This is a genomic window from Mycobacterium sp. IS-836 (assembly GCF_001954275.1).
In the GTDB taxonomy this organism is placed as follows: domain Bacteria; phylum Actinomycetota; class Actinomycetes; order Mycobacteriales; family Mycobacteriaceae; genus Mycobacterium.
The window spans coordinates 153,183-174,819 of the sequence record NZ_MBEU01000004.1; the positions used below are offsets into that span (position 1 = coordinate 153,183).

The following is a 21,637-nucleotide window of genomic DNA, read 5'->3' on the forward strand; positions in this document are numbered from 1 at the left end:
CTGTGGCCCCGTGTCGACCACTCTGGCTGTTGTCCGTCTCGATCCCGAGCTCCCGCTGCCCAGCCGCGCCCACGACGGCGATGCCGGCGTCGATCTCTACAGCGCCGAGGACGTCAGGCTGGAGCCCGGGCACCGGGCCCTGGTGCGAACCGGGGTCGCGGTCGCGATTCCGCACGGGATGGTCGGGCTGGTTCATCCGCGCTCGGGATTGGCTGCGCGCGTAGGGCTTTCGATCGTCAACAGCCCGGGCACCATCGACGCGGGCTATCGCGGCGAGATCAAGGTTGCGTTGATCAACCTCGACCCGGCCGAGCCCATCCTGGTGCATCGCGGCGACCGTATCGCCCAGTTGCTGGTGCAACGGGTCGAGTTAGTCGATTTGGTGGAGGTCTCGTCGTTCGACGAGGCCGGGCTGGCCGGAACATCCCGTGGCGACGGCGGCCACGGGTCCTCCGGCGGACATGCGAGTTTGTGATGGCACTGGGTAGACGCTCCGACAAGGACGACATCGAACCGGCGGCGGCCGAGGACGTCGAGGCGTCGGACGACACCGACGAAGAGATCGAGGGCCCGTTCGACATCGAGGACTTCGACGACCCCGCGGTCGCCGAGCTGGCCCGACTCGACCTGGGCTCGGTGCTCATCCCGATCCCCGACGGCGGCCAGCTCCAAGTCGAGTTGACCGAGACCGGTGTCCCGAGCGCGGTATGGGTCGTCACGTCCAACGGCCGCTTCACCATCGCCGCCTACGCGGCGCCCAAGACGGGCGGGCTGTGGCGTGAGGTGGCCGGCGAGCTCGCCGACTCGCTGCGCAAGGACTCGGCCCAAGTCAGCATCAAGGACGGCCCGTGGGGCCGGGAAGTGGTCGGCGTCGCCTCCGGTGTGGTGCGCTTCATCGGCGTCGACGGCTACCGCTGGATGATCCGCTGCGTCGTCAACGGGGCGCCCGAGACCATCGAAGCGCTGGAGCAGGAGGCGCGGGCGGCGTTGGCGGACACCGTGGTTCGCCGCGGCGACACGCCCCTGCCGGTGCGGACGCCGCTGCCGGTGCAGCTGCCCGAGCCGATGGTCGAGCAGCTGCGGGCGGCGGCGGCCCAGCAGTCCGCGGAACAAACCGACGCCCCGCAGCCGCCCGGCGAGCCCGCCGCGCGCCGCAGCGCCGAGGGCTCGGCCATGCAGCAGTTGCGCACCACCACCGGCGGCTAGAGGTCTCCCAAGGCGGCCAGGCAGGCCGCGCCCAGCGCCGCGGCGTCCTCGCCGATCTGATCGAGCGTCACCGTCCGCAGCGCCGCGCGCGGCGCGGCGCGGGCCCAGTCGACACCCACCTGCAGCGGGTGAATGGGATCGTCGACCGCCGCGGCGACCCCCAGCGGCGCGGCCAGCCCGGCCAGCTCCGCGCAGCTGGGCGCGACGTAAGCCGCGGCTTCCTCCATCGCGTCGGGCAGTTGCGGCCACTGGGCCCGCCACGAGCGGGCCAGCTCGTCGGCCAGCCAGGCCGGGCTGGAGGCCCGCATCTGCGTGGTCGTCGCCGCCAACCCGTCGGCACGCAGCTGCGCCGCCGAATGCCGCGCCGCGAGAGCCGCCGGGGCGGATCCCGGGGCGCCGGCCCAGGCCGGCAGCGCGGCCAGGACGGCGACCGTGCGATCGGGATGCGCGAGCGCCCACGCCGCCGTCACGGCGGCACCGATCGACACGCCGCCGACGGCGATCGGGCCGTCGCGGGCGGCGTCGTCAAGTGCGGACAGATAGCCGTCGATCAACCGGTCCGGGCGCGGCGCCGGGGTCACCAACAACGCGCCGACCTTCCGCAACGGCCCGGAAAACGCCCGGTAGACGTAGTCGTCGTCGGATCCGGTACCCGGCAACAACACCGTCGTGACACCGCGCAGATCGACAGCCACCCCTCGATAGTGCCCGGCGCCGACGAGCGCCCAAAATCCGGTTTGGGTTCGGTTGGCGCGGGGGAACCAAGAGGTCTACGGTGTCCGTTGGCATAGAGGAAGCGCCGAAGCTTTTACAGCATTGTCAGGAGTGGCCATGGGGGCCCAGGGATATCTACGCCGGCTCACCCGTCGATTGACGGAGGACCCGGAACAACTCGACTCCGAGGAGTTGTCCGACGAGGTGGCCAGCACCGGCGCGCAGCGCGTGATCGATTGCGAGCGCGGCCAGGAAGTCACGATGGTGGGCACGCTGCGCAGCGTGGAATGCAACGGTAAGGCCTGCGCGGGCGGAGTCCGCGCCGAACTGTTCGACGGCACCGACACGGTCACGCTGGTGTGGTTGGGACAACGCCGGATCCCCGGCATCGACTCGGGCCGCACGCTGCGGGTGCGGGGCCGGCTGGGCAAGCTGGAGAACGGCACCAAGGCGATCTACAACCCGCACTACGAAATTCAGCGGTGAGCATTCCCGGCGAGACCGGCAATCGCACCACACTGGAACGGCTGTTGGCACAGGCGGGCGGGGTGAGTGGTGTCATCTACTCGTCGCTGCCGGTTGTGACTTTCGTTACGGCTTCGTCGTTGTTCGGCCTGCTGCCCGCGATCGGGTCCGCGCTGGGCGTGGCCACGCTGGTCTTGCTGTGGCGGCTGATCCGGCGCGAGTCGCCGAATCCGGCGTTCTCCGGATTCTTCGGCGTCGCGTTCTGCGCCCTTGTCGCCTACCTGATGGGGGAGTCGAAAGGGTACTTCCTGCTGGGCATTTGGGGATCGCTGTTCTGGGCGGTGGTGTTCGCGGTGTCCATCCTGATCCGCCGCCCGGTGGTCGGGTACCTGTGGACCTGGGCCAGTGGCCGCGACCACGGCTGGCGCGGCGTTGCCCGGGCCGTGTATGCGTTCGACATCGCCACGCTCGGCTGGATGCTCGTATTCGCCGCGCGGTACGTGGTTCAGCAGCAGCTCTACGACGCCGGTCGGACCGGTTGGCTGGGCGTGGCGCGGATCGGGATGGGCTGGCCGCTGACCATCCTCGCCGGGCTGCTCACCTACGCGGCCGTCAAGGCCGCCCAGCGTGCGATCTCCGCGGCGGGTAAACCGGGCGACCCCGCCGCTTCGGTGGAGGCGGACACCGGCCTCGACTAGTCGGCGGGCGGGGCGGCGGGCAGCAGCAGCTTGCGCAGGTCTTCCTCGACCTCGGTGACCGCGACGAAGAGCAGCTCGTCGCCGCCCTCCAGCGGCTCGTCGGCCTCCGGCACGATGACCCGCGGCCCGCGCAGGATCGTCACCAGCGCGGCATCCCGTGGCAGCTGCAAGCGGCGCACCGGCTTGCCGCCCCACGGTGTGTCGTCGGGCAGGGTGATCTCGACCAGGTTGGCCTGACCCTTGCGGAACTCCATCAGCCGCACCAGATCGCCGACGGCGACGGCCTCCTCGATCAGCGACGCCAGCATCCGCGGGGTGGACACCGCCACGTCCACGCCCCAGGCGTCGGTGAACAGCCATTCGTTGCGGGGATCGTTGACCCGCGCGACCACCCGCGGCACCGCGAACTCGGTCTTGGCCAGCAGGCTGAGCACCACGTTGACCTTGTCGTCGCCGGTCGCGGCGACCACCACGTCGAAATCCTCCAGGTGCGCCGATTCCAGCAGGCTCAGCTCGCAGGCGTCGCCCAGCCGCCAGTGCGCGGCGGGGATGGCGTCGACGTCGACGTGTTCGGGGTTGCGCTCGATCAGCGTCACGTCGTGCCCGTTGCCGATCAGCTCGCGGGTGACCGAGCGGCCCACGGCGCCCGCGCCGGCGACGACTACCTTCATCGGCCCGCTCCCGCCTCGAGATCCTCAGCCGGCGGCAACGCGGCGATGGCCACCGCCTCGGCCGCGCGGCCGGATATCGCGGTGATGTAGACCTGATCGCCGGCCTGGATGATGGTCTTGGGCTCCGGCAACACACCGGTGCCGAACCGGATCAGGAAAGCGACCCGCGCGCCGGTGGCCTGCTCCAGATCGGTGGCCCGGTGCCCCACCCAGTCCTCGTGCAAGACCACCTCCGAGACGACGACCGTGCCGGTCGGATCGCGCCATTTGGCGGTCTCGCTCTCCCGGGTCAGCGCGTTGAGCAGCCGATCGGTGGTCCACGGCACGGTGGCGATCGTCGGGATGCCGAGGCGCTCGTAGACCTCGGCGCGCTTGGCGTCGTAGATCCGGGCGACGACCCGGTTGACACCGAAGGTCTCGCGGGCCAGCCGGGCCGAGATGATGTTGGAGTTGTCCCCGGATGACACCGCGGCGAAGGCGTCGGCCTTCTCGATGCCGGCCCTCAGCAGCACATCCCGGTCGAATCCCTGGCCCAGCACGCGCTCACCGGCGAACTCCGGGCTCAGCCGGTTGAAGGCGGCGCTGTCGCGGTCGATGACCGCGACGTCGTGCCCGATCCGGGACAGGCCGTCGGCCAGTGAAGAGCCCACCCGGCCGCAGCCCATCACAACCACCCGCACTTGAGGTCCTCTCGGCTGGGTTCTGCGTGCGTTACTTCTCGCCTAGGGAACGCTACCGGCAAACCGGGGTGGGCCTACCCTTGGCTCTCGTGTCCAAACTTTCAACAGCCGCGCGCCGGTTGCTGATCGGCCGGCCGTTTCGCAGCGACCGGCTGAGTCACACGCTACTGCCCAAGCGGATCGCCTTGCCGGTGTTCGCCTCCGACGCCCTGTCCTCGGTGGCGTACGCACCCGAGGAAGTCTTCCTGATGCTCTCGGTGGCTGGCGTGACCGCCTACGCGCTGACGCCGTGGATCGGCCTCGCGGTGGCCGCGGTCATGTTGGTCGTGGTGGCCAGCTACCGGCAGAACGTCCATGCCTATCCGTCGGGCGGCGGCGACTACGAGGTGGTCACCACCAACCTCGGCGACACCGCCGGCCTCGTGGTGGCCAGCGCCCTGATGGTGGATTACGTTCTCACCGTGGCCGTTTCGACCGCATCGGCGATGTCGAACATCGGCTCGGCGATCCCGATCGTGGCCCAACACAAGGTGCTCTTCTGCGTGGCCGCCATCCTGCTGGTGATGGCCCTGAACCTGCGCGGGGTCCGCGAGTCCGGGCTGGCGTTCGCAATTCCGACCTACGCGTTCATCATCGGCGTCCTCGTCATGATCGGCTGGGGTTTGTTCCGGATCTTCGTGCTGGGCAACCCGCTGCGGGCCGAGTCCGCCGGCTTCCAGATGCACGCCGAACACGGCCAGATCGTCGGCCTCGCTTTGGCGTTCCTGGTGGCGCGGTCGTTCTCCTCGGGCTGCGCGGCGCTGACCGGTGTCGAGGCGATCAGCAACGGGGTGCCGGCGTTTCAGAAACCCAAGTCGCGCAACGCGGCGACCACGCTGCTGATGCTCGGTGGGATCGCGGTGACCCTGCTAATGGGCATCATCGTGTTGGCCCAGCAGATCGGGGTCAAGCTCGTCGAGGATCCGGCAAGGCAGCTGACCGGCGCCCCGCCGAACTACTACCAGAAGACGTTGGTCACACAGCTGGCCGAAACTGTGTTTGGCAGCTTTCACATCGGGTTCCTGCTGATCGCCACGGTGACCGCGCTGATCCTGGTGCTGGCGGCCAACACCGCGTTCAACGGGTTCCCCGTGCTCGGATCGATCCTGGCGCAGCACAGCTACCTGCCGCGCCAATTGCACACCCGCGGAGACAGATTGGCGTTCTCCAACGGAATCCTGTTCCTGTCCGGGGCGGCCCTCTTGGCGATCATCGCGTTCCGGGGCGAGGTCACCGCGCTGATCCAGCTGTACATCGTCGGCGTGTTCATTTCGTTCACGCTGAGCCAGATCGGCATGGTCCGGCACTGGACCCGGTTGCTGCGCACCGAGACCGATCCGCGCGTGCGGCGCAAGATGGTGCGTTCGCGGATCGTCAACACGGTCGGATTGCTGTCCACCGGCGCCGTGTTGTTGGTTGTCCTTGTCACGAAGTTCGTCGCGGGGGCGTGGATCGCGCTGTTCGCGATGAGCCTGCTGTTCATCATCATGAAGATGATTCACCGCCACTACCACACCGTCGGCCGGGAATTGGAGGAGCAGGCGGCCGCCCAACACGACGTGGTGTTGCCCAGCCGCAACCATGCGCTGGTGCTGGTGTCGAAGTTGCACCTGCCCACCCTGCGCGCGCTGGCCTACGCGCGCGCAACCCGCCCGGATGTGCTCGAGGCCCTCACGGTCAGCGTCGATGACGCGGAGACCCGTGACCTGGTGCACAAGTGGGAGGACAGCGAAATCAGCGTGCCGCTGAAGGTCATCGCCTCTCCCTATCGCGAAATCACCCGTCCCGTACTCGATTACGTCAAACGGGTCAGCAAGGAGTCGCCGCGCACGGTGGTCACCGTGTTCATCCCCGAGTATGTGGTGGGCCACTGGTGGGAGCAGGTGCTGCACAACCAGAGCGCGCTGCGGCTCAAGGGCCGGCTGCTGTTCATGCCCAACGTGATGGTCACTTCCGTTCCCTGGCAACTGACTTCGTCCGAGCGGCTCAAGGCGTTTCAACCGCATGCGGCGCCCGGCGACGCCCGTCGCGGAATCTTCGATTGAGCACCGAAGGCCAGCGCCGCGAACTCACGCTGGACACCGGAGCGCCCGCCAACGGCGGCAGCTGCGTGGCGCACCACGAAGGCCGGGTCGTCTTCGTCCGCTACGCGCTGCCCGGCGAGCGGGTGCGGGTGCGCGTCACCGCGGATCGCGGATCGTATTGGCACGCAGAGGTTGTCGAGGTGATCGAGCCGTCGGCCGACCGGGTCGAGTCCCTGTGCCCGATCGCCGGGGTGGACGGCGCCGGTTGCTGCGATCTGGCGTTCGCCCGCCCGGAGGCGGCCCGCGCGCTCAAGGCGCACGTCGTGGCCAATCAACTCCAGCGCCTCGGCGGATACAGCTGGAGCGGTGCAGCCCAACCGCTCTCGGAGCGCGGCCCCACCGGTTGGCGCACCCGGGTCCGGCTCGAGGTGGGCGCCGACTTTCGCCCCGGCTTCCACCGCTACCACAGCGACGAGCTGGTGACCGACCTGCGCTGCGCGCAGCTGTCCGCCGGGATGCTGGACGGCCTGAGTGAGCCCGACTGGCCGCCCGGCGCCCAGCTGCACGTGGCCGTCGACGACGACGGCGAGCGACACGTGGTGTGCACGTTGCGGCAGGGCAAGCGGACCGCGACCAACGTGGTGCAGGGCAGTTACGAGGCGCTGCAGCGGGTGGGCGCGCGGAGCTGGCGGGTTCCGGTCACGGCGTTCTGGCAGGCGCACCGAGACGCGGCGGCGGTCTACAGCGGTCTGGTCGCCGACTGGGCGCAACCCGCCGCTGGCATGACGGTATGGGATCTCTACGGCGGCGCGGGCGTCTTCGCCGCGGCGCTGGCCGACGCGGTGGGGGAGTCCGGTCGGGTGCTGACGGTCGACACCTCGCGCGCCGGGACCCGGGCCGCCCGGGCCGCGCTGGGCGACCTGCCCCAGGTCGACGTCGTCACCGATTCGGTGCGGCGCGCGCTGACCGGGCAACGATCCGGCGCCTCAACAGCCGACGTCGCGGTGCTGGATCCGCCGCGGTCGGGCGCCGGGCGCGAGGTCATCGACCTGCTGGCCGCCGCCGGGGTGCCCCGGGTGGTGCACATCGGTTGTGAAGCAGCGTCTTTCGCGCGCGACATCGGGCTGTACCTGGGCCACGGTTACCGCGTCGAGAAGATCACCGTGTTCGACGCGTTCCCGCTGACCCATCACAGCGAATGCGTGGCGCTGCTGACGCGCGGCTAGCTCAACACGAAATACCGCAACCACAAGTACAGCGCGGACAGCGCCGCGGAGACCACGGTGACGATCGCGCCCTTGCGGGTGAATTCCCAAAACGAAATGGGGCTGTCCGCCCGTTTCGCAATCCCGAGGATGACGACGTTTGCGCTGGCGCCGACCGCGGTGAGGTTGCCGCCGAGGTCGGTGCCGAGCGTGAGGGCCCACCACAGCACCTGCGGGTGCACGTGGCCCACCATCGATGAAACGAGCTGTCCGACAACGGGTGCCATCGTCGCGGCATAGGGAACGTTGTTGATGATGCCGCTGAGTACCAGCGACAGCACGAGGATGAACATCGTCGTCAACAGGGCGTGCCCACCGGTCGCGTCGGTGGCCAGCCGGGCCAGGTCCTTGACCACGCCGGTCTTCACCAGGGCGCCGACCATCACGAACAGGCCGGCGAAGAACAGCAACGTGTCCCATTCCACGCCGGACAGGTAGTCCGAATGGTCCAGTCCGGAAATCACGATGAGGACGCCGGCGCCCAACAGCGCGACCAGCGACGGCTCCAGGTGTATCGCCGAATGCGCGACGAACCCGGCCAGCACCGCCGCCAGGACCACCCCGCATTTGATGAGCAGCCGCGGATCGCGGATGGCTTCGCGCTCCTCCAGGGACATGACGTCGGCGACCCGTTCGGGGTCGACGTCGAAAGCCCCCGGGAACAGCCGCGGTAACAGCGCGACGAAGACGCCGACGATGATGATCACGATCGGCGTCAGGTGGATCAGAAAGTCGTTGAAGGTCAAGCCCGCCCGGCTGGCGATGATGATGCTGGGCGGGTCGCCGATCAACGTGGCGGTGCCGCCGATGTTCGACGCAAACGCCTCGGCCATCAAAAACGGTGCCGGACCGATCTCCAGCCGGTCGCACACCAGCAGCGTGACGGGGGCGATCAGCAATACCGTGGTGACGTTGTCCAGCAGTGCCGACGCGAACGCGGTCACCAGCACCAGCAGGATCATGATGCGCAGCGGTGAGCCGCGGGCGCGCTTGGCGGCCACGATCGCGGTGTATTCGAAGACGCCGGTCTGCCGCAGCACGCTGACGATGATCATCATGCCCAGCAGCAGAAAGATGACGTCCCAGTCGATTCCGGTGTCGCGGGAGTAGAACACGTCGTCGGAGTGGATCACCGGCAGCAGCAGCATGACCGCCGCCCCGGCCAGCGCCACCAGCGTCTTGTTGAATCGGTCGCCGGCGATCAGTGCGTAGGCGACGACGAACACGACGACCGCGACGGCGCTCATCGATTGTCCTGTGTGCTCAAGGCTTTGGGGATATCAGTGTCCGAGCGCCGCCGCCAGCAAGCGCGATGCGGTGATCACGCCGAACAACGTTCCGTCTTTGACCACCGCGATCAGCGGGCTGCGCAGCCGCGCCATCATCGCGGCGACTTCGATGATCGTGTCGTCGGCATCCGCGAAAGGCACGTCGGTCAGGTGGTCCGGCAGGACGTCGCGCACCTTCTTGCCGCCCAACTTGTCCGCGGCGCGGTCGGCCATGGATTCGTTGAGCACGCCGGCCAGCGACGGGTCGTCCTGCACGTAGCGGGGCACGATGAACCGCACCACTTGGGACGCCGGCAGCACCGCGAAGGGTTTTCCGGCGGCGTCGGTCACGACGATTCCGGGCAGGCGGTGCTCGGCGAGCAGGCGGGCGGCGTCCAGCGCGCCGGAGTCGACGGTGACGACCGGGAAATCCTCGGCGAGTTCCGCGGCACGCATAGTGCAGACAATACGTCGGGGCGCCGCGGCGAGAACTAGTGATCCCGCGGCCGCTGCGTAGACTAACGGGATGCTGGAACAGATCCGCGGGCCCGCTGATCTGCAGCACCTTTCCCAACAGCAGCTCCGCGATCTGGCCGGCGAGATTCGCGAGTTCCTGATCCACAAGGTCGCTGCCACCGGGGGGCACTTGGGGCCGAACCTCGGCGTCGTCGAGCTGACCCTGGCCCTGCACCGGGTGTTCGACTCGCCACACGACCCGATCATCTTCGACACCGGCCACCAGGCCTACGTCCACAAGATGCTGACCGGCCGCTGCCATGACTTCGAAACCCTGCGCAAGAAGGGCGGGCTGTCGGGGTATCCGTCGCGCGCCGAGAGCGAACACGACTGGGTGGAGTCCAGCCACGCCAGCGCCGCGTTGTCCTATGCCGACGGCCTGGCCAAGGCGTTCGAGCTGACCGGGCACCGCAACCGGCACGTGGTCGCGGTGGTCGGGGACGGCGCACTCACCGGCGGCATGTGCTGGGAGGCGCTGAACAACATCGCCGCGACACGGCGTCCGGTGATCATCGTGGTCAACGACAATGGCCGCAGCTACGCGCCCACCATTGGCGGTGTCGCCGACCACCTGGCCTCGCTGCGGCTGCAGCCGGCGTATGAACAGATGCTGGAAAAGGGCCGCGACGTGGTGCGCTCGATGCCGCTTTTCGGCAAGATCGCCTACCGCTTCATGCACAGCGTCAAGGCCGGCATCAAGGACTCGCTGTCGCCGCAGCTGCTGTTCACCGACCTGGGCCTGAAGTACGTCGGCCCGGTCGACGGCCACGACGAGCGCGCGGTGGAGGCGGCGCTGCGCCATGCCCGCGGCTTCGGGGGCCCGGTGATTGTGCACGTCGTGACCCGCAAGGGCATGGGGTACGCCCCGGCCGAAGCCGACGAGGCCGAGCAGATGCATTCGACCGTGCCGATCGATCCGGCCACCGGGCAGGTCACCAAGGTCGCCGGCCCGGGCTGGACCAAGGTCTTCGCCGACACGCTGATCGAGTACGCCAAGCAGCGGCGCGACATCGTGGCGATCACCGCGGCGATGCCCGGCCCCACCGGGCTGACCGCATTCGGGCAACGCTTCCCGGATCGCTTGTTCGACGTCGGCATCGCCGAGCAACACGCGATGACGTCGGCGGCCGGGCTCGCGATGGGCGGCATGCACCCGGTGGTCGCGATTTATTCGACGTTCCTGAACCGGGCCTTCGACCAGATCATGATGGACGTGGCGCTGCACAAGCTGCCGGTCACCATGGTGCTGGACCGGGCCGGGATCACCGGTTCGGACGGCGCCAGCCACAACGGCATGTGGGACTTGTCGATGCTGGGCATCGTTCCCGGCATGCGGGTGGCGGCACCCCGCGATGCCACCCGGTTGCGTGAGGAACTCGGTGAGGCGCTCGACGTCGACGACGGGCCCACGGCGATCCGGTTCCCCAAAGGCGATGTGGGCGAAGACATTCCGGCGCTGGAGCGCCGATCGGGCATCGACGTGCTCGCCGTGCCGACCGCCGGGTCGAACCACGATGTGTTGTTGGTGGCCGTCGGCGCATTCGCGCCGATGGCGCTGGAGGTGGCCAAGCGGCTACACAACCAGGGGATCGGCGTCACGGTGATCGACCCGCGTTGGGTGCTGCCCGTGTCCGACGGTGTCCTCGACCTGGCTGCGCAGCACAAGCTGGTCGTCACGTGCGAGGACAACGGCGTCAACGGCGGTGTGGGTTCGGCGGTTTCGGCCGCGCTGCGCCGGGCTGACATCGACGTCCCGTGCCGCGACGTCGGATTGCCGCAGGAGTTCTACGAGCACGCCTCGCGGGGCGAGGTGCTGGCCGATCTGGGGCTGACCGACCAGGACGTGGCCCGCCGCATCACCGGTTGGGTTGCCGCGCTGGGCAGTTCGCTGACCGAAGCCGAGATCCGCGAGCACCTCGACTAATCGTCGCGGCGCCTTTCGCCGAACGTGAAGCCAATGCGATTTTGAGCTCGATTTTTCGCAGTGGTTTCACATTCGGCGTCGGTGCGCCTCTAGTCATCGGGATCCGCCGGCGGCCGCAGCGCCTCCGCCAGCACGGGGTCCACGAGCTCGCGCTGCCAGGTCCGGGCGTGGCCGGCGCACAGGAACCCGTCGACGGCGTCGAGCGGGTCGGCCGCGCCCTGCTGGATGTCCTGCCAGTCCCAGCACAGCCGTCGCACCAGGTCGGGTGAGATCAGGTTCTCGGTGGGAACGTGGACGCGCTCGGAGACCGCCGACAGTGCCGCCCGGGCCGCCTCCCGCCGGGCGGCGGCCTCCGGTTTGCGTCGGCTCCAGCGCGCCGGCGGCGGCGGCCCGTTCGGTGGCTCGATGTCGTCGGCGGGGTTCCGGTTTTCCCGGGCCGCCTCCAGCGCCGCCAGCCACGTCGCGGCGCTGCGCCGCTGGTTGCGCCCGCCGAACACGGGCAGGGCCACCAGGTCGTCGACCGTCTTCGGATCGGCGAGGGCGGCGTCGATGATGGCCGAGTCCGGCAGGATGCGCCGGGGCGCGATGTCGCGGCGCGCCGCGATGCGGTCGCGGGTGGTCCACAGTTCGCGAACCGCGGCCAGGCCGCGTGGGTCACGCACCCGATGGATCCCCGACGTGCGCCGCCAGCGGTCGCGCCGCGACGCCGGCGTCTCCCTGAGGCCTTCGCTGCGCAGGTAGTCGAATTCCTGTGCGGCCCAATCGGTTTTGCCTTCTTTGGCCAGGACGTCGGCAATCGATGCGCGCAGTTCGATGAGCAGTTCCACGTCGAGCGCGGCGTAGTTCAGCCATTCGGCGGGCAGTGGTCGCTTGGACCAGTCGGCCGCGCCGTGTCCCTTGGCCAGCCCCAGGCCCAGCAACCGCTGGACCATCGTCGCCAGGTTCACCCGCTCGAACCCGGCCAGCCGCCCGGCCAGCTCGGTGTCGTACAGCGCCGGCGGACGCATGCCGACCTCGGCCAGGCACGGCAGATCCTGATCGGCGGCGTGCAGGATCCACTCGTCGGTTGCGAGCACCTCGGCGACGGGGCGCAGCGCGGTCACCGGGTCCGCGCCGTGGCTGACCGGGTCGATGAGCACGGTGCCGGCCCCGGCGCGCCGGACCTGAATCAGGTAGGCCCGGTTGGAGTAGCGGAAACCCGACGCGCGCTCGGCGTCGACGGCGAACGGCCCGCGGCCCGCCTCCAGGCGCCGCGCGGCCGCCTTGATCTCGGCGACGGTGACGGACAGGTCGGGAATTCCGTCGGTGGGGTGCAGGAGCGGCGTGGGGCTGGGTTCGGTGCCGCCGGGCGCATCGGCCGCGGGTTCGCCCATGTCAGGCGCGTGACCGGGAGCCCAAGTCGGTGACTCCGGTCGGTGGTAGGCCCGCGGCGTGCTCCAGCACGTCGCAGAACGCCTCGACGTGGACTCCGACCCCCGGGTCGGTCGCCGTCCAGGATGCCCGCAGCTCCAGCTGGTGGGCGCGGGGCGGTCCGGAGATGTCGCCGTAGCGGACCGACGTGGTGGCGGTGACGGTGCCGCCGAGGGCGGTGACGTTGTCGGTGTGGGACTCCAGCGCATCGACCAGCCAGCTCCACGCCACCTCCGGCAGCAGCGGATCGACGGCCTCGCTGGGGTCCAGGTCGGCCTGGATGTAGGCGACCAGGCGGATGGTGCCGTCCCAGGCGTCGGCGCCGTCCGGGTCGTACAACAGGATCAGCCGGCCGAAGGCGTCGCCCTCCGAGCGCTCGGGCACAACCTCGACGTCGGGGTGCTTGACCTCGGCCCCCAGCGCGTAGCTGTAGGGCGCCAGGCGCTGCGGCGGCCGAATGGGGCCCAGCTCGATCTCCGCCCGCGCGGTCACGGCGTTCATCGCCGCCACCGCCTCGCGGAATGGGGCCGGTTCAGCAGAGGTCACAGCGTTTGACGGTAGACCTACCCCTCGACACGCCGAAACAGGCGCGCCGATTCCCGCGCGCGTCGCGACCAACCCGTTACCAGCCCGCATCGCGCCTGCTCAGCCCGCACTTCCGCCGGAAAATCGCGCCGGACGCTTCTCGCGATGCGCGGCGAGGCCTTCGCGCACGTCGGGGCCGCTGAAACTGAGAAATTCCAGGCCAAGCGACGTTTCGAAGGTGGGAGCGAACATCCGGTACCAGTGGTTGAGGCTGCGTTTGGTCCAGCGAATCGCGTGTTGGGCGCCCTGCGCCAGGTTCTCGGCGAGGCGGGTCGCCGTCGGCAGGACGTCGTCGTCGTCGACGCACGTGGAGACCAGGCCGATGCGCTCGGCCTCCTCGCCCAGCAACGTCTCGCAGGTGAGCAGGTAGTACTTGGCCTTGGCCATGCCGACCAGCAGCGGCCAGCAGATCGCGGCGTGGTCGCCGGCCGCCACCCCGAGTTTGGTGTGCCCGTCGATGATTTTCGCGGTCCGGCCCGCCACCGAGATGTCGGCGAGCAACGCCACCACCAGGCCGGCGCCGACGGCCGGGCCGCGGATCGCGGAGACCACCGGCTTGTCGAAGTTGACCATGTTGAGCACCAGATCGCGGGCCTCCCGCATGATGCGGATCCGGCCCTCGAATTCGCCCATGGTTTCTTCGATCAGGTCGAAGCTGCCGCCCGACGAGAACGCCTTGCCCTCACCGCGCACCAGCACGACGCGCACGTCGGGATCGCGGTCGATCACCGGCCAGATGTCGGCGAGGTCGCGGTGCATCTGCGGCCCGACCGAATTCAGCCCGGGGGCGTCGAGAACCAGCGTCAGCACGCCGTTCTCGCCGGTTTCGCACCGAAGGCTGGGGAACTCCCCGTAGTTGACTGGCATCGGGTTGATGTTACGCAAGCGAATGCCGGGCCTCGTGGCAGCATTGAGGCCAATGAAGGACCCCGACAACCCCGCTCGCACTCGTCGCGAGCTTCCCGAGTCGCCGTACCTGGCCGCCGTCACCGGACGCAAACCCAACCGGGTGCCGGTGTGGTTCATGCGGCAGGCCGGCCGCTCGCTGCCCGAATACCGGGCGCTGCGGGAGCGACACAGCATGCTGGCGGCCTGTTTCGAGCCCGAGGTGGCCTGCGAGATCACCCTGCAGCCGATACGCCGTTACGGCGTCGACGCGGCGATCCTGTTCTCCGACATCGTGGTGCCGCTGCGTGCCGCGGGTGTCGATCTGGACATCGTCACCGACGTCGGCCCGGTGATCGCACACCCGGTGCGCACCGACGCCGACATCGACGCCGTGAAACCCCTTGACCCACAAGCGATCCAGCCGGTCTATGATGCCGTTTCGCTTCTGGTTGACGCGCTGGGCGACGTTCCGCTGATCGGCTTCGCCGGCGCGCCGTTCACGTTGGCGTCCTATCTGGTCGAGGGTGGCCCGAGCCGCAACCACCCCCGCACCAAGGCGATGATGCTGGCCGAACCCGCGAGCTGGCACGCGTTGATGTCGAAGCTGACCGATCTCACCGTTGCGTTCCTGCGCGGCCAGATCGGCGCCGGCGTCGACGCCATCCAGGTGTTCGACTCGTGGGCGGGCACCCTGTCGCTGGCCGACTACCGCCAATACGTGCTGCCGCACAGCTCCCGGGTGTTCGCCACCCTGTCCGAGTGCGGCGTGCCGATGACGCACTTCGGGGTCGGCACGGCCGAGTTGCTGGGCGCGATGTCGGCGGCCGGTGCTTGCGCGGTAGGGGTGGATTGGCGAACGGCGCTCGCCGACGCCGCCACCCGCGTCGAACCCGGCACCGCGCTGCAGGGCAACCTCGATCCGGTGGTGCTGCTGGCCGGCTGGCCGGTGACCGAACGCGCCGCACGCGCCGTCGTCGATGACGGGCGCCGCGCCGTCGACGCCGGCGCCGCGGGCCATGTGTTCAACCTCGGCCACGGGGTACTGCCGGAGACCGACCCCGGCGTGCTGACCGAGCTGGTGGCGCTGGTCCACTCGCTATGACGCGCTCGTATTGTGTTGTGGGCGGCGGAATTTCGGGACTGACCGCGGCCTACCGGCTGCGCGCGGGGGCCGGCGACGACGCTGCGATCACGCTGTTCGATCCGGCCGAGAATCTCGGCGGGGTGCTGCGCACCGAGCTGGTGGCCGGGCGGCCGATGGACCTGGGGGCCGAGGCGTTCGTGCGGCGCCGGCCCGAGATGCCAGCGCTGCTGGCCGAACTGGGGCTGTCGGGGCGCCAGCTGACCACCACCGGCGCCCGGCCGTTGATCTACAGCGGCCACGAGCTGCACCCGCTGCCGACGGCCACGGTCGTGGGGATTCCGTCGTCGGGGTCGTCGCTGGCCGGATTGGTCGACGACGCGACCATCGCGCGCATAGATGCCGAACCCGGCCGCACCTTGGATTGGCGCCCCGGCGGCGACCCCGCGGTGGCGGAATTCGTTGGCGACCGGTTCGGCGAACAGACCGTGGCCCGCTCGGTGGACCCGCTGTTGGGTGGCGTGTACGCGGGCTCGGCGGCGACGATCGGGCTGCGCGCGGCCGCGCCCACCGTGGCGGCGGCGCTGGACCGTGGTGCGACCAGCCTGGCCGACGCGGTCGCCCAGGGGTTGCCGCCGGCCAGCGACGCACCCGTTTTCGGCGCGCTCGACGGCGGCTTTGGGGTGCTGATCGACGAGCTCGTGCGGCGCGGCCGGCCGAGGTGGGTCCGCGCCGCGGTGGACCGGCTCGAACGGGCCGGGCGCGGCTGGGCACTGCTCGACGACACCGGCGCTTCTTGGCACGCCGACGCCGTGATCCTCGCGGTTCCGGCGCCGCGGGTGGCGCGGCTGCTGGCCGAGATCGCCCCACGCAGCGGCGCCGCCGCGAGCCGGATCGGCAGCGCGTCGTCGGCGGTGGTGGCGCTGGCGGTGCCGGGCAGCACGCCGCTTCCCGAGTGCTCCGGCGTGCTGGTCGCCAGCGGCGAGCGCCTGCACGCCAAGGCGCTCACACTGTCGTCGCGCAAGTGGGGGATCGCGGGCGACACGCAGTTCCTGCGGCTGTCGTTCGGGCGCTACGGCGACAACCTGGCCTCCAGCGCCTCCGACGAGCAGCTGCTGTCCTGGGCGGTCAGCGACCTGGCCGCGGTGTTCGGCCTGGACGTCGAGCCGGTCGATGCGCTGGTGCGGCGCTGGATCGATGCGATGCCGCAGTACGGCCCGGGCCATGCCGACGTGGTCGCCGAGGTGCGCGCCGGGCTGCCGCCAACGCTCGCCGTCGCCGGCGGCTACCTCGACGGGATCGGCGTGCCGGCGTGCGTCGGGGCGGCGGGCCGCGCTGCCGAGCGCGTCATCAGGGCCGTCGAGGCCGCGGATGCGGAAGTGGCACGATAGGTTTCATGGCCAAGCTTGACTATGACGAGCTGAATTCGCAGCTTCGCTACCTGATGTTCTCGGTGTTCTCGGTGCGTCCCGGCGAGCTCGGCGAGCAGCGCGACGCCGTGATCGATGACGCGTCGACGTTTTTCAAGCTGCAGGAAGAGCGCGGCGTCGTGGTCCGCGGCCTCTACGACGTGTCGGGCCTGCGGGCCGACGCCGATTTCATGATCTGGACGCACGCCGAGCGCGTCGAAGCGCTGCAGGCGACCTACGCCGACTTCCGGCGCACCACCACCCTGGGGCGCACCTGCTCGCCGGTATGGAGCAGCGTAGCGCTGCACCGGCCCGCCGAATTCAACAAGAGCCACATCCCGGCGTTCCTGGCCGGCGAGGAGCCGGGCGCCTACATCTGCGTGTACCCGTTCGTGCGGTCCTACGAGTGGTACCTGCTGCCCGACGAGGAGCGCCGCCGCATGCTCGCCGAGCACGGCATGGCCGCTCGCGAGTACAAGGACGTCCGGGCCAACACGGTGCCGGCGTTCGCGCTCGGCGACTACGAATGGATCCTGGCCTTCGAGGCGCCCGAGCTGGATCGCATCGTCGACCTGATGCGCGAGCTGCGGGCCACCGACGCGCGACGCCACACCCGCGCGGAGACGCCGTTTTTCACCGGGCCGCGGGTGCCCGTCGAGCAGCTGGTGAATGCGCTGCCGTGACAACACAATTCGACCCCACCGACCCGACCCGTTTCGAGCAGATGTACCGCGACGAACGGCTGTCGCACGGCCTGCCCACCGCCACGCCGTGGGACATCGGCGGCCCGCAACCGGTGGTGCAGCAGCTCGTCGCGCTGGGTGCGGTCAAAGGCGAGGTGCTCGACCCCGGCACCGGCCCGGGCCATCACGCGATCTACTACGCCTCCAAGGGCTACGCGGCGACCGGGATCGACGGATCGGAAGGCGCGCTGGAGCGGGCCCGCGAGAACGCGCGGAAGGCCGGGGTGTCGGTGAACTTCGAGCTGGCCGACGCGACGAAGCTGGACGGGTTCGACGGCCGGTTCGACACCGTCGTCGACTGCGCCTTCTACCACACCTTCAGCACCGATCCGGAGCTGCAGAAGTCCTACGTGCAGGCGCTGCGCCGGGCCACCAAGCCCGGCGCGCGGCTCTACATGTTCGAGTTCGGTGAGCACGACGTCAACGGCTTCAAGTTGATGCGGTCGTTGTCCGAGAGCGACTTTCGTGACGTGCTGCCGCTCGGTGGTTGGGAGATCACCTACCTGGGCCCGACCACCTACCAGATCAACATGAGCGTCGAGACCATCGAGTTGATGGCCGCGCGCAACCCCGACATGGCCGAACAGGCGCAGACGCTGCTGGAGCGGTTTCGGGCGATGGAGCCATGGCTGACCAATGGGCGGGTGCACGCGCCGTTCTGGGAATGCCACGCCACCCGCGCGGACTGACGTCCGTCTCGCTAGCGCCTTCGCCGAGGCTGTAAATCTGCAGAGAAAGTGCGAGTAGAGGCCTGCAGAATTACAGGCTCGGCGTGAAAACTCTGCGCTAGGCGCTCGCCGGGACGAGGCGCAGCGAGATCGAGTTGATGCAGTACCGCTGATCCGTGGGCGTGGGATAACCCTCGCCGGCGAACACGTGGCCCAGGTGACTGTGGCAGTTGGCGCACAGCACCTCGGTGCGCGTCGTGCCCATCGAATGGTCGGGGCGGAGTATCACCGCGTCGGAGTTGGCCGGGTCGAAGAACGACGGCCAGCCGCAGTGCGACTCGAATTTCTCTGTGCTGCGGAACAATTCGGCCCCGCACGCCCGGCACTGGTAAACGCCCTCTGTTTTGGTGTCGGTGTACTCACCGGTGAACGGCCGCTCGGTACCGGCGCGCCGGAGCACCTGGAACTCCTCCGGCGTGAGCTTTTTGCGCCACTCGTCTTCGGTCAGCTGCAGCTTCGGGCTAGTCATGCATCCACGCTAGCTCGCTCCGGCTTGGCCGTCAGCCACGCCGGATCGATCCCGCCGTCCAGCCGGTCCTCGGCCTTGGCGTCGGAATACCGGAAGTACAGCACCGTAAACGTCACGATCAGCAGCAGCGACCAGCCGTAGGTGATCTTCAGGTATTCCAGCGCGCGCCCGTATCTCATCCAGTTGAACAGCAGCCAGCGGTCCAGCGTCATGAAGCCATAGATCCCCAGCCACGCCGGCCAGTTGCGGATCACCGAGTTGCGCAGCACGACGGTCATCAGGAAGGGAAACAGCATCATCGAGTAGTAGCCCTGGGCCAGCGACAGCACCAGGAACGACCACAGCAGCAGCACGCCCGTCGACGTGGTGAACCAGAACAGCGGGTCGCGGGTGCGGTAGTAGCGGAGCAGCCACAGGGCGCCAATCGCGATCAGCGTGAACAGGATTCGCAGGAACACGATCAGCCAGGTGGGCAGCCCGAAGTACACGCCGTTGCCCTCGATCGAGCTGTTGAAGTAATCGCGGGTGCCCATGATGTAAGGCACCGTACGGGTGACGAAGTCCATCGGGTCGCTCACCAACGGCCAGGCGGCCAGGTTGATGACGACGGGGACCGCGAACGCCGGCACCAGCGTCCGCCACTGCCGGTTCAGCAGCGGCAGCAACAGCAGCGGCCCCAGCACGGGTTTGAGCGTCAACGTCAGGCCGATCGCCAACCCGGCCCACCATTGTCGGCTCACCCTGCCGTCCAGCAGCCAGCGCAGGAACAGCATCTCGGCGAGCAACACGCAGCCGTTGATGTTGGTGAACACCAGCGTGTTGGTCACGGTCTCGGTGCAGAACATCGCCAGCAGCAGGGCGGGGGCGGCCACCGAGGACAGCGTGAACTTGAACAGCCGCAGCAACAGGTACCAGGCGATCAGGATGGCGATGGTGTTGATCAGGATGAACAGGTAGCGCGACGGCGCGAACGGCAGGTATCCGAACGGCGCCATCAGCAGCGTGCCGCCCGGGGGATACAGGTAGTGCGGGTCGACGTAGTCGAAGTGCTCGTTGTAGATGTCCCAGCCGCGCCGGAAGTTCAGCACCGCGCGGTAGACCGGCTTGAAATCGTCGGTGATGTTGCCGTTGGTGGTGACCACGATGCTGCGATGCAGGACCGACAGGATGGCCACCGGCCACAGCGCCGACCGCAATATCGTCGCCGTACTCGGTGCGCCGGTGCGGGGTCGAAAGGCGTCGGAGAGCGCGGTCACCAGCGCACCGTACACCGGGGGGAGGGGACCAAGTATCAGGCGGGGCAGTAGGTGTCGGTTCCGGGCAGCTTGCCGCTGTTGAGATAGCCGATCAGCGGCGGCACCGCGCACGGCGAGTAGATGCTGGCGCCGTGGCCGATGCCCTGCCACATCACCCGCTTGCTGGCGGCGTTGGCGTTGATGATCGTGGCGGCGGTCGCGGCGACCCCTTCGCTGCCCACGATCGGGTCGTTCTGCACGCCGGAGAGCAGGACGTCGACCTTGAGCTTCTTCGGCGGCGCGGGCGGCGAACCGGTGGGCCAGTGCACGCATTTGACCAAGTTGAGCGCGGCGACCGTGCCGAACTGCGGGTAGAGCTTGCCCCACGCGACGACCAGTTCGCGAACCCGGTCCGGGGTGGGGCGGTTGATCGCATCGCTGCAGGAGTTGACGAACTGGCCGTCAGAGTCCTGGGTGGCATCGGCGTGGTTGATCAAGCTGTTCAGCTGGTTGGCGTCACCGGAGCGCGCCGCCGCCAACGCGTTGGCCAGGCTGGTGGTGGCGCCGACGCGGCCGCCGGACGGGAAGCCCAACGCGACGGTCACGGCGTTGGCGACCTGCGCCACCGACGCGCCGCCGGGCCCCTTGCCGGCGCGGGCGTCGGCCAGCAGCGCGCTGACGGCACCCTTGGGATCGGCGCCGAGCGCGCAGTTCACCGCAATGCACTGCGCGGCGAACGCGTCGAGCGCGGCCTGCTGGCCCTTGACCTGTTGTTCGGCGGCCGCTTCGGCGTTGACGCCCAAGGCAATTGGCGAGTCGAGGATCAAGCGCGCGACCTTGTCGGGCCGAGATGCGGCATAGGCCAGCGCCACCTGGGCGCCGTTGCCGATGCCGACGAGAGCGACGGCCGGCACGTCCCACAGGCTGCGCAGCCGCTCGATGTCCGACGCGGCGTGTGCGTTGTCGTAGGCGTTGTCGCCGGGCGCGATGGCGTCGGTGCAGTTCGTGGTCGCGGTGTTGGCGATGTCGGACAGGTTGGCGACCGGGTCGTCGCCGGTCTGGAATTGCGCCTGATCGCGCATGGCCGTGCGGGCGAAATGATCCCGGCAGTCGATCGGGCTCGACATGCCGATGCCGCGGCGGTCCACCGCGACGATCGGGTGGGTCTGCAGGACGTCGCCGCCCGCCTGCGAGAGCCAGACCGGCAGCTGCGCCGACGACGCCAGGTCGGAACCGGTGGTGAAGACGAGGGGCCCGGCGTCCTTCGGGGTTTGGCTCGACCGCGCGCGGACCACACCGATGGTCACGGTCCCGGACCCGCCGTTGACCGGGTCGAGGTCGGCGTCGTAGTTCGCGCAGTCGAGTTGGATCCCGGTCGGGGGCCGCAGCGCCGCGTCGTTGAAAAGCTGCGACGTGCAGTCGTGCCAGGACAGGTCGTTCTTGGGCGCCGCGATCGGCGACGGACCGGGCGGCGGCGGCTTCGTCGTGGCCGCGCCCTGCGGGCGGGCACCGGAATTCGTGGCGAACCGCGGGTCGGCGCCCAGGCCCGGGACGCAGCCGGCGACCAGGACGCTCGCCGCGACCAGGATCGCCGCGGACGCCAGCTGCCGACTCATGCC

Annotated in this window: 22 protein-coding genes; 11 read left to right on the forward strand and 11 right to left on the reverse strand. The window is 69.4% G+C overall.

The annotated features are described in order from the left end of the window. Positions 1-10: 10 nt before the first annotated feature. Together dut and A5747_RS02485 are read left to right on the forward strand one after the other, a co-directional pair. A complete protein-coding gene (dut, locus tag A5747_RS02480; protein WP_076115815.1) occupies positions 11-475 on the forward strand; it encodes a dUTP diphosphatase in 465 nt (154 codons plus the stop codon). Continuing rightward, complete coding sequence (locus tag A5747_RS02485) at positions 472-1,206, forward strand: DUF3710 domain-containing protein (protein WP_076122084.1); 735 nt, start codon at positions 472-474, stop codon at positions 1,204-1,206. Before dut ends, A5747_RS02485 begins: the two co-directional genes overlap by 4 nt. Here the strand turns inward: A5747_RS02485 and A5747_RS02490 are convergent. Beyond that, positions 1,203-1,901, reverse strand: coding sequence for a hypothetical protein (locus A5747_RS02490; protein ID WP_076122085.1), 699 nt, complete (start codon positions 1,899-1,901; stop codon positions 1,203-1,205). The two genes, A5747_RS02485 and A5747_RS02490, sit on opposite strands and share 4 nt — an antisense overlap. Positions 1,902-2,037: 136 nt before the next feature. Between A5747_RS02490 and A5747_RS02495 the strand changes: the two genes are divergently transcribed. Both A5747_RS02495 and A5747_RS02500 read left to right on the forward strand, forming a co-directional pair. Continuing rightward, complete coding sequence (locus A5747_RS02495) at positions 2,038-2,406, forward strand: OB-fold nucleic acid binding domain-containing protein (RefSeq protein ID WP_076063766.1); 369 nt, start codon at positions 2,038-2,040, stop codon at positions 2,404-2,406. Then, positions 2,403-3,083, forward strand: a complete 681-nt coding sequence (locus A5747_RS02500) for a DUF3159 domain-containing protein (RefSeq protein ID WP_369804976.1) — start codon at positions 2,403-2,405, stop codon at positions 3,081-3,083. The genes A5747_RS02495 and A5747_RS02500 overlap by 4 nt, the downstream gene beginning before the upstream one ends. Here the strand turns inward: A5747_RS02500 and A5747_RS02505 are convergent. After that, positions 3,080-3,754 carry a TrkA family potassium uptake protein gene (locus tag A5747_RS02505; protein ID WP_076122086.1) on the reverse strand — a complete coding sequence of 225 codons (675 nt, stop codon included), beginning with the start codon at positions 3,752-3,754 and terminating at the stop codon, positions 3,080-3,082. The two genes, A5747_RS02500 and A5747_RS02505, sit on opposite strands and share 4 nt — an antisense overlap. Then, positions 3,751-4,434 carry a TrkA family potassium uptake protein gene (locus A5747_RS02510; protein WP_139333307.1) on the reverse strand — a complete coding sequence of 228 codons (684 nt, stop codon included), beginning with the start codon at positions 4,432-4,434 and terminating at the stop codon, positions 3,751-3,753. The genes A5747_RS02505 and A5747_RS02510 overlap by 4 nt, the downstream gene beginning before the upstream one ends. Before the next feature lie 89 nt (positions 4,435-4,523). Here A5747_RS02510 and A5747_RS02515 point away from each other — a divergent pair, with 89 nt between their 5' ends. Next, on the forward strand, positions 4,524-6,518 hold the full coding sequence (locus A5747_RS02515; protein WP_076122088.1) for an APC family permease: 1,995 nt from the start codon (positions 4,524-4,526) through the stop codon (positions 6,516-6,518). After that, positions 6,434-7,723 (forward strand): class I SAM-dependent RNA methyltransferase, encoded by a 1,290-nt coding sequence (locus A5747_RS02520; protein ID WP_369804979.1) that lies wholly within the window; start codon positions 6,434-6,436, stop codon positions 7,721-7,723. The genes A5747_RS02515 and A5747_RS02520 overlap by 85 nt, the downstream gene beginning before the upstream one ends. On the opposite strand, the gene A5747_RS02525 is transcribed toward A5747_RS02520, so the two are convergent. Together A5747_RS02525 and A5747_RS02530 are read right to left on the reverse strand one after the other, a co-directional pair. Then, positions 7,720-9,009 carry an SLC13 family permease gene (locus A5747_RS02525; RefSeq protein WP_076122090.1) on the reverse strand — a complete coding sequence of 430 codons (1,290 nt, stop codon included), beginning with the start codon at positions 9,007-9,009 and terminating at the stop codon, positions 7,720-7,722. The two genes, A5747_RS02520 and A5747_RS02525, sit on opposite strands and share 4 nt — an antisense overlap. Positions 9,010-9,042: 33 nt before the next feature. Further along, on the reverse strand, positions 9,043-9,486 hold the full coding sequence (locus A5747_RS02530; RefSeq protein WP_076122091.1) for a CBS domain-containing protein: 444 nt from the start codon (positions 9,484-9,486) through the stop codon (positions 9,043-9,045). 70 nt (positions 9,487-9,556) lie between these two features. Here A5747_RS02530 and dxs point away from each other — a divergent pair, with 70 nt between their 5' ends. Next, positions 9,557-11,470: a 1-deoxy-D-xylulose-5-phosphate synthase gene (gene dxs / locus A5747_RS02535; RefSeq protein WP_076122092.1), complete on the forward strand. Its 1,914-nt coding sequence runs from the start codon at positions 9,557-9,559 to the stop codon at positions 11,468-11,470. 89 nt (positions 11,471-11,559) lie between these two features. Here dxs and A5747_RS02540 read toward each other — a convergent pair whose 3' ends face one another. The 3 genes from A5747_RS02540 to A5747_RS02550 form a co-directional block, all read right to left on the reverse strand. After that, a complete protein-coding gene (locus tag A5747_RS02540) occupies positions 11,560-12,843 on the reverse strand; it encodes a ribonuclease D (protein WP_076122093.1) in 1,284 nt (427 codons plus the stop codon). Position 12,844: 1 nt separating this feature from the next. Continuing rightward, positions 12,845-13,381, reverse strand: a complete 537-nt coding sequence (locus A5747_RS02545; protein ID WP_233147926.1) for a DUF3000 domain-containing protein — start codon at positions 13,379-13,381, stop codon at positions 12,845-12,847. Between the two features lie 144 nt (positions 13,382-13,525). Further along, positions 13,526-14,332, reverse strand: a complete 807-nt coding sequence (locus A5747_RS02550; RefSeq protein WP_076122094.1) for an enoyl-CoA hydratase/isomerase family protein — start codon at positions 14,330-14,332, stop codon at positions 13,526-13,528. A 52-nt stretch (positions 14,333-14,384) separates the two neighbouring features. On the opposite strand from A5747_RS02550, the gene hemE reads away from it, so the two are divergent. From hemE to A5747_RS02570, 4 genes are read left to right on the forward strand one after another with little or no spacing between them, the layout of a single operon-like run. Then, the gene (gene hemE, locus A5747_RS02555; RefSeq protein WP_076122095.1) at positions 14,385-15,455 is read left to right on the forward strand and encodes a uroporphyrinogen decarboxylase; all 1,071 of its coding nucleotides are present in this window, start codon (positions 14,385-14,387) and stop codon (positions 15,453-15,455) included. Then, positions 15,452-16,825 carry a protoporphyrinogen oxidase gene (locus A5747_RS02560; protein ID WP_076122096.1) on the forward strand — a complete coding sequence of 458 codons (1,374 nt, stop codon included), beginning with the start codon at positions 15,452-15,454 and terminating at the stop codon, positions 16,823-16,825. Before hemE ends, A5747_RS02560 begins: the two co-directional genes overlap by 4 nt. 5 nt (positions 16,826-16,830) lie before the next feature. After that, complete coding sequence (gene hemQ / locus A5747_RS02565) at positions 16,831-17,526, forward strand: hydrogen peroxide-dependent heme synthase (RefSeq protein WP_076122097.1); 696 nt, start codon at positions 16,831-16,833, stop codon at positions 17,524-17,526. After that, complete coding sequence (locus tag A5747_RS02570; protein WP_076122098.1) at positions 17,523-18,275, forward strand: class I SAM-dependent methyltransferase; 753 nt, start codon at positions 17,523-17,525, stop codon at positions 18,273-18,275. Before hemQ ends, A5747_RS02570 begins: the two co-directional genes overlap by 4 nt. Positions 18,276-18,372: 97 nt before the next feature. Here A5747_RS02570 and msrB read toward each other — a convergent pair whose 3' ends face one another. The 3 genes from msrB to A5747_RS02585 are packed head-to-tail and all read right to left on the reverse strand — an operon-like array spanning position 18,373 to position 21,634. After that, entirely contained in the window at positions 18,373-18,783 is a 411-nt protein-coding gene (gene msrB, locus A5747_RS02575) for a peptide-methionine (R)-S-oxide reductase MsrB (protein WP_076122099.1), read from the reverse strand. Continuing rightward, positions 18,780-20,054, reverse strand: coding sequence for an arabinofuranan 3-O-arabinosyltransferase (aftC, locus tag A5747_RS02580; RefSeq protein ID WP_076122100.1), 1,275 nt, complete (start codon positions 20,052-20,054; stop codon positions 18,780-18,782). Before aftC ends, msrB begins: the two co-directional genes overlap by 4 nt. A 20-nt stretch (positions 20,055-20,074) precedes the next feature. Then, positions 20,075-21,634, reverse strand: a complete 1,560-nt coding sequence (locus tag A5747_RS02585; protein WP_076122101.1) for an alpha/beta fold hydrolase — start codon at positions 21,632-21,634, stop codon at positions 20,075-20,077. Positions 21,635-21,637 lie beyond the last annotated feature (3 nt).

Bases quoted from the DNA above. Each gene is read 5' to 3' on its own strand.
- A5747_RS02525 (WP_076122090.1), bottom strand. From the start codon at position 9,009: ATGAGCGCCGTCGCGGTCGTCGTGTTCGTCGTCGCCTACGCACTGATC.
- A5747_RS02585 (WP_076122101.1), bottom strand. From the start codon at position 21,634: ATGAGTCGGCAGCTGGCGTCCGCGGCGATCCTGGTCGCGGCGAGCGTC.
- A5747_RS02545 (WP_233147926.1), bottom strand. From the start codon at position 13,381: ATGAACGCCGTGACCGCGCGGGCGGAGATCGAGCTGGGCCCCATTCGG.
- hemQ (WP_076122097.1), top strand. From the start codon at position 16,831: ATGGCCAAGCTTGACTATGACGAGCTGAATTCGCAGCTTCGCTACCTG.
- A5747_RS02495 (WP_076063766.1), top strand. From the start codon at position 2,038: ATGGGGGCCCAGGGATATCTACGCCGGCTCACCCGTCGATTGACGGAG.
- A5747_RS02560 (WP_076122096.1), top strand. From the start codon at position 15,452: ATGACGCGCTCGTATTGTGTTGTGGGCGGCGGAATTTCGGGACTGACC.
- A5747_RS02540 (WP_076122093.1), bottom strand. From the start codon at position 12,843: ATGGGCGAACCCGCGGCCGATGCGCCCGGCGGCACCGAACCCAGCCCC.
- A5747_RS02505 (WP_076122086.1), bottom strand. From the start codon at position 3,754: ATGAAGGTAGTCGTCGCCGGCGCGGGCGCCGTGGGCCGCTCGGTCACC.
- hemE (WP_076122095.1), top strand. From the start codon at position 14,385: ATGAAGGACCCCGACAACCCCGCTCGCACTCGTCGCGAGCTTCCCGAG.
- A5747_RS02530 (WP_076122091.1), bottom strand. From the start codon at position 9,486: ATGCGTGCCGCGGAACTCGCCGAGGATTTCCCGGTCGTCACCGTCGAC.
- A5747_RS02550 (WP_076122094.1), bottom strand. From the start codon at position 14,332: ATGCCAGTCAACTACGGGGAGTTCCCCAGCCTTCGGTGCGAAACCGGC.
- dxs (WP_076122092.1), top strand. From the start codon at position 9,557: ATGCTGGAACAGATCCGCGGGCCCGCTGATCTGCAGCACCTTTCCCAA.
- msrB (WP_076122099.1), bottom strand. From the start codon at position 18,783: ATGACTAGCCCGAAGCTGCAGCTGACCGAAGACGAGTGGCGCAAAAAG.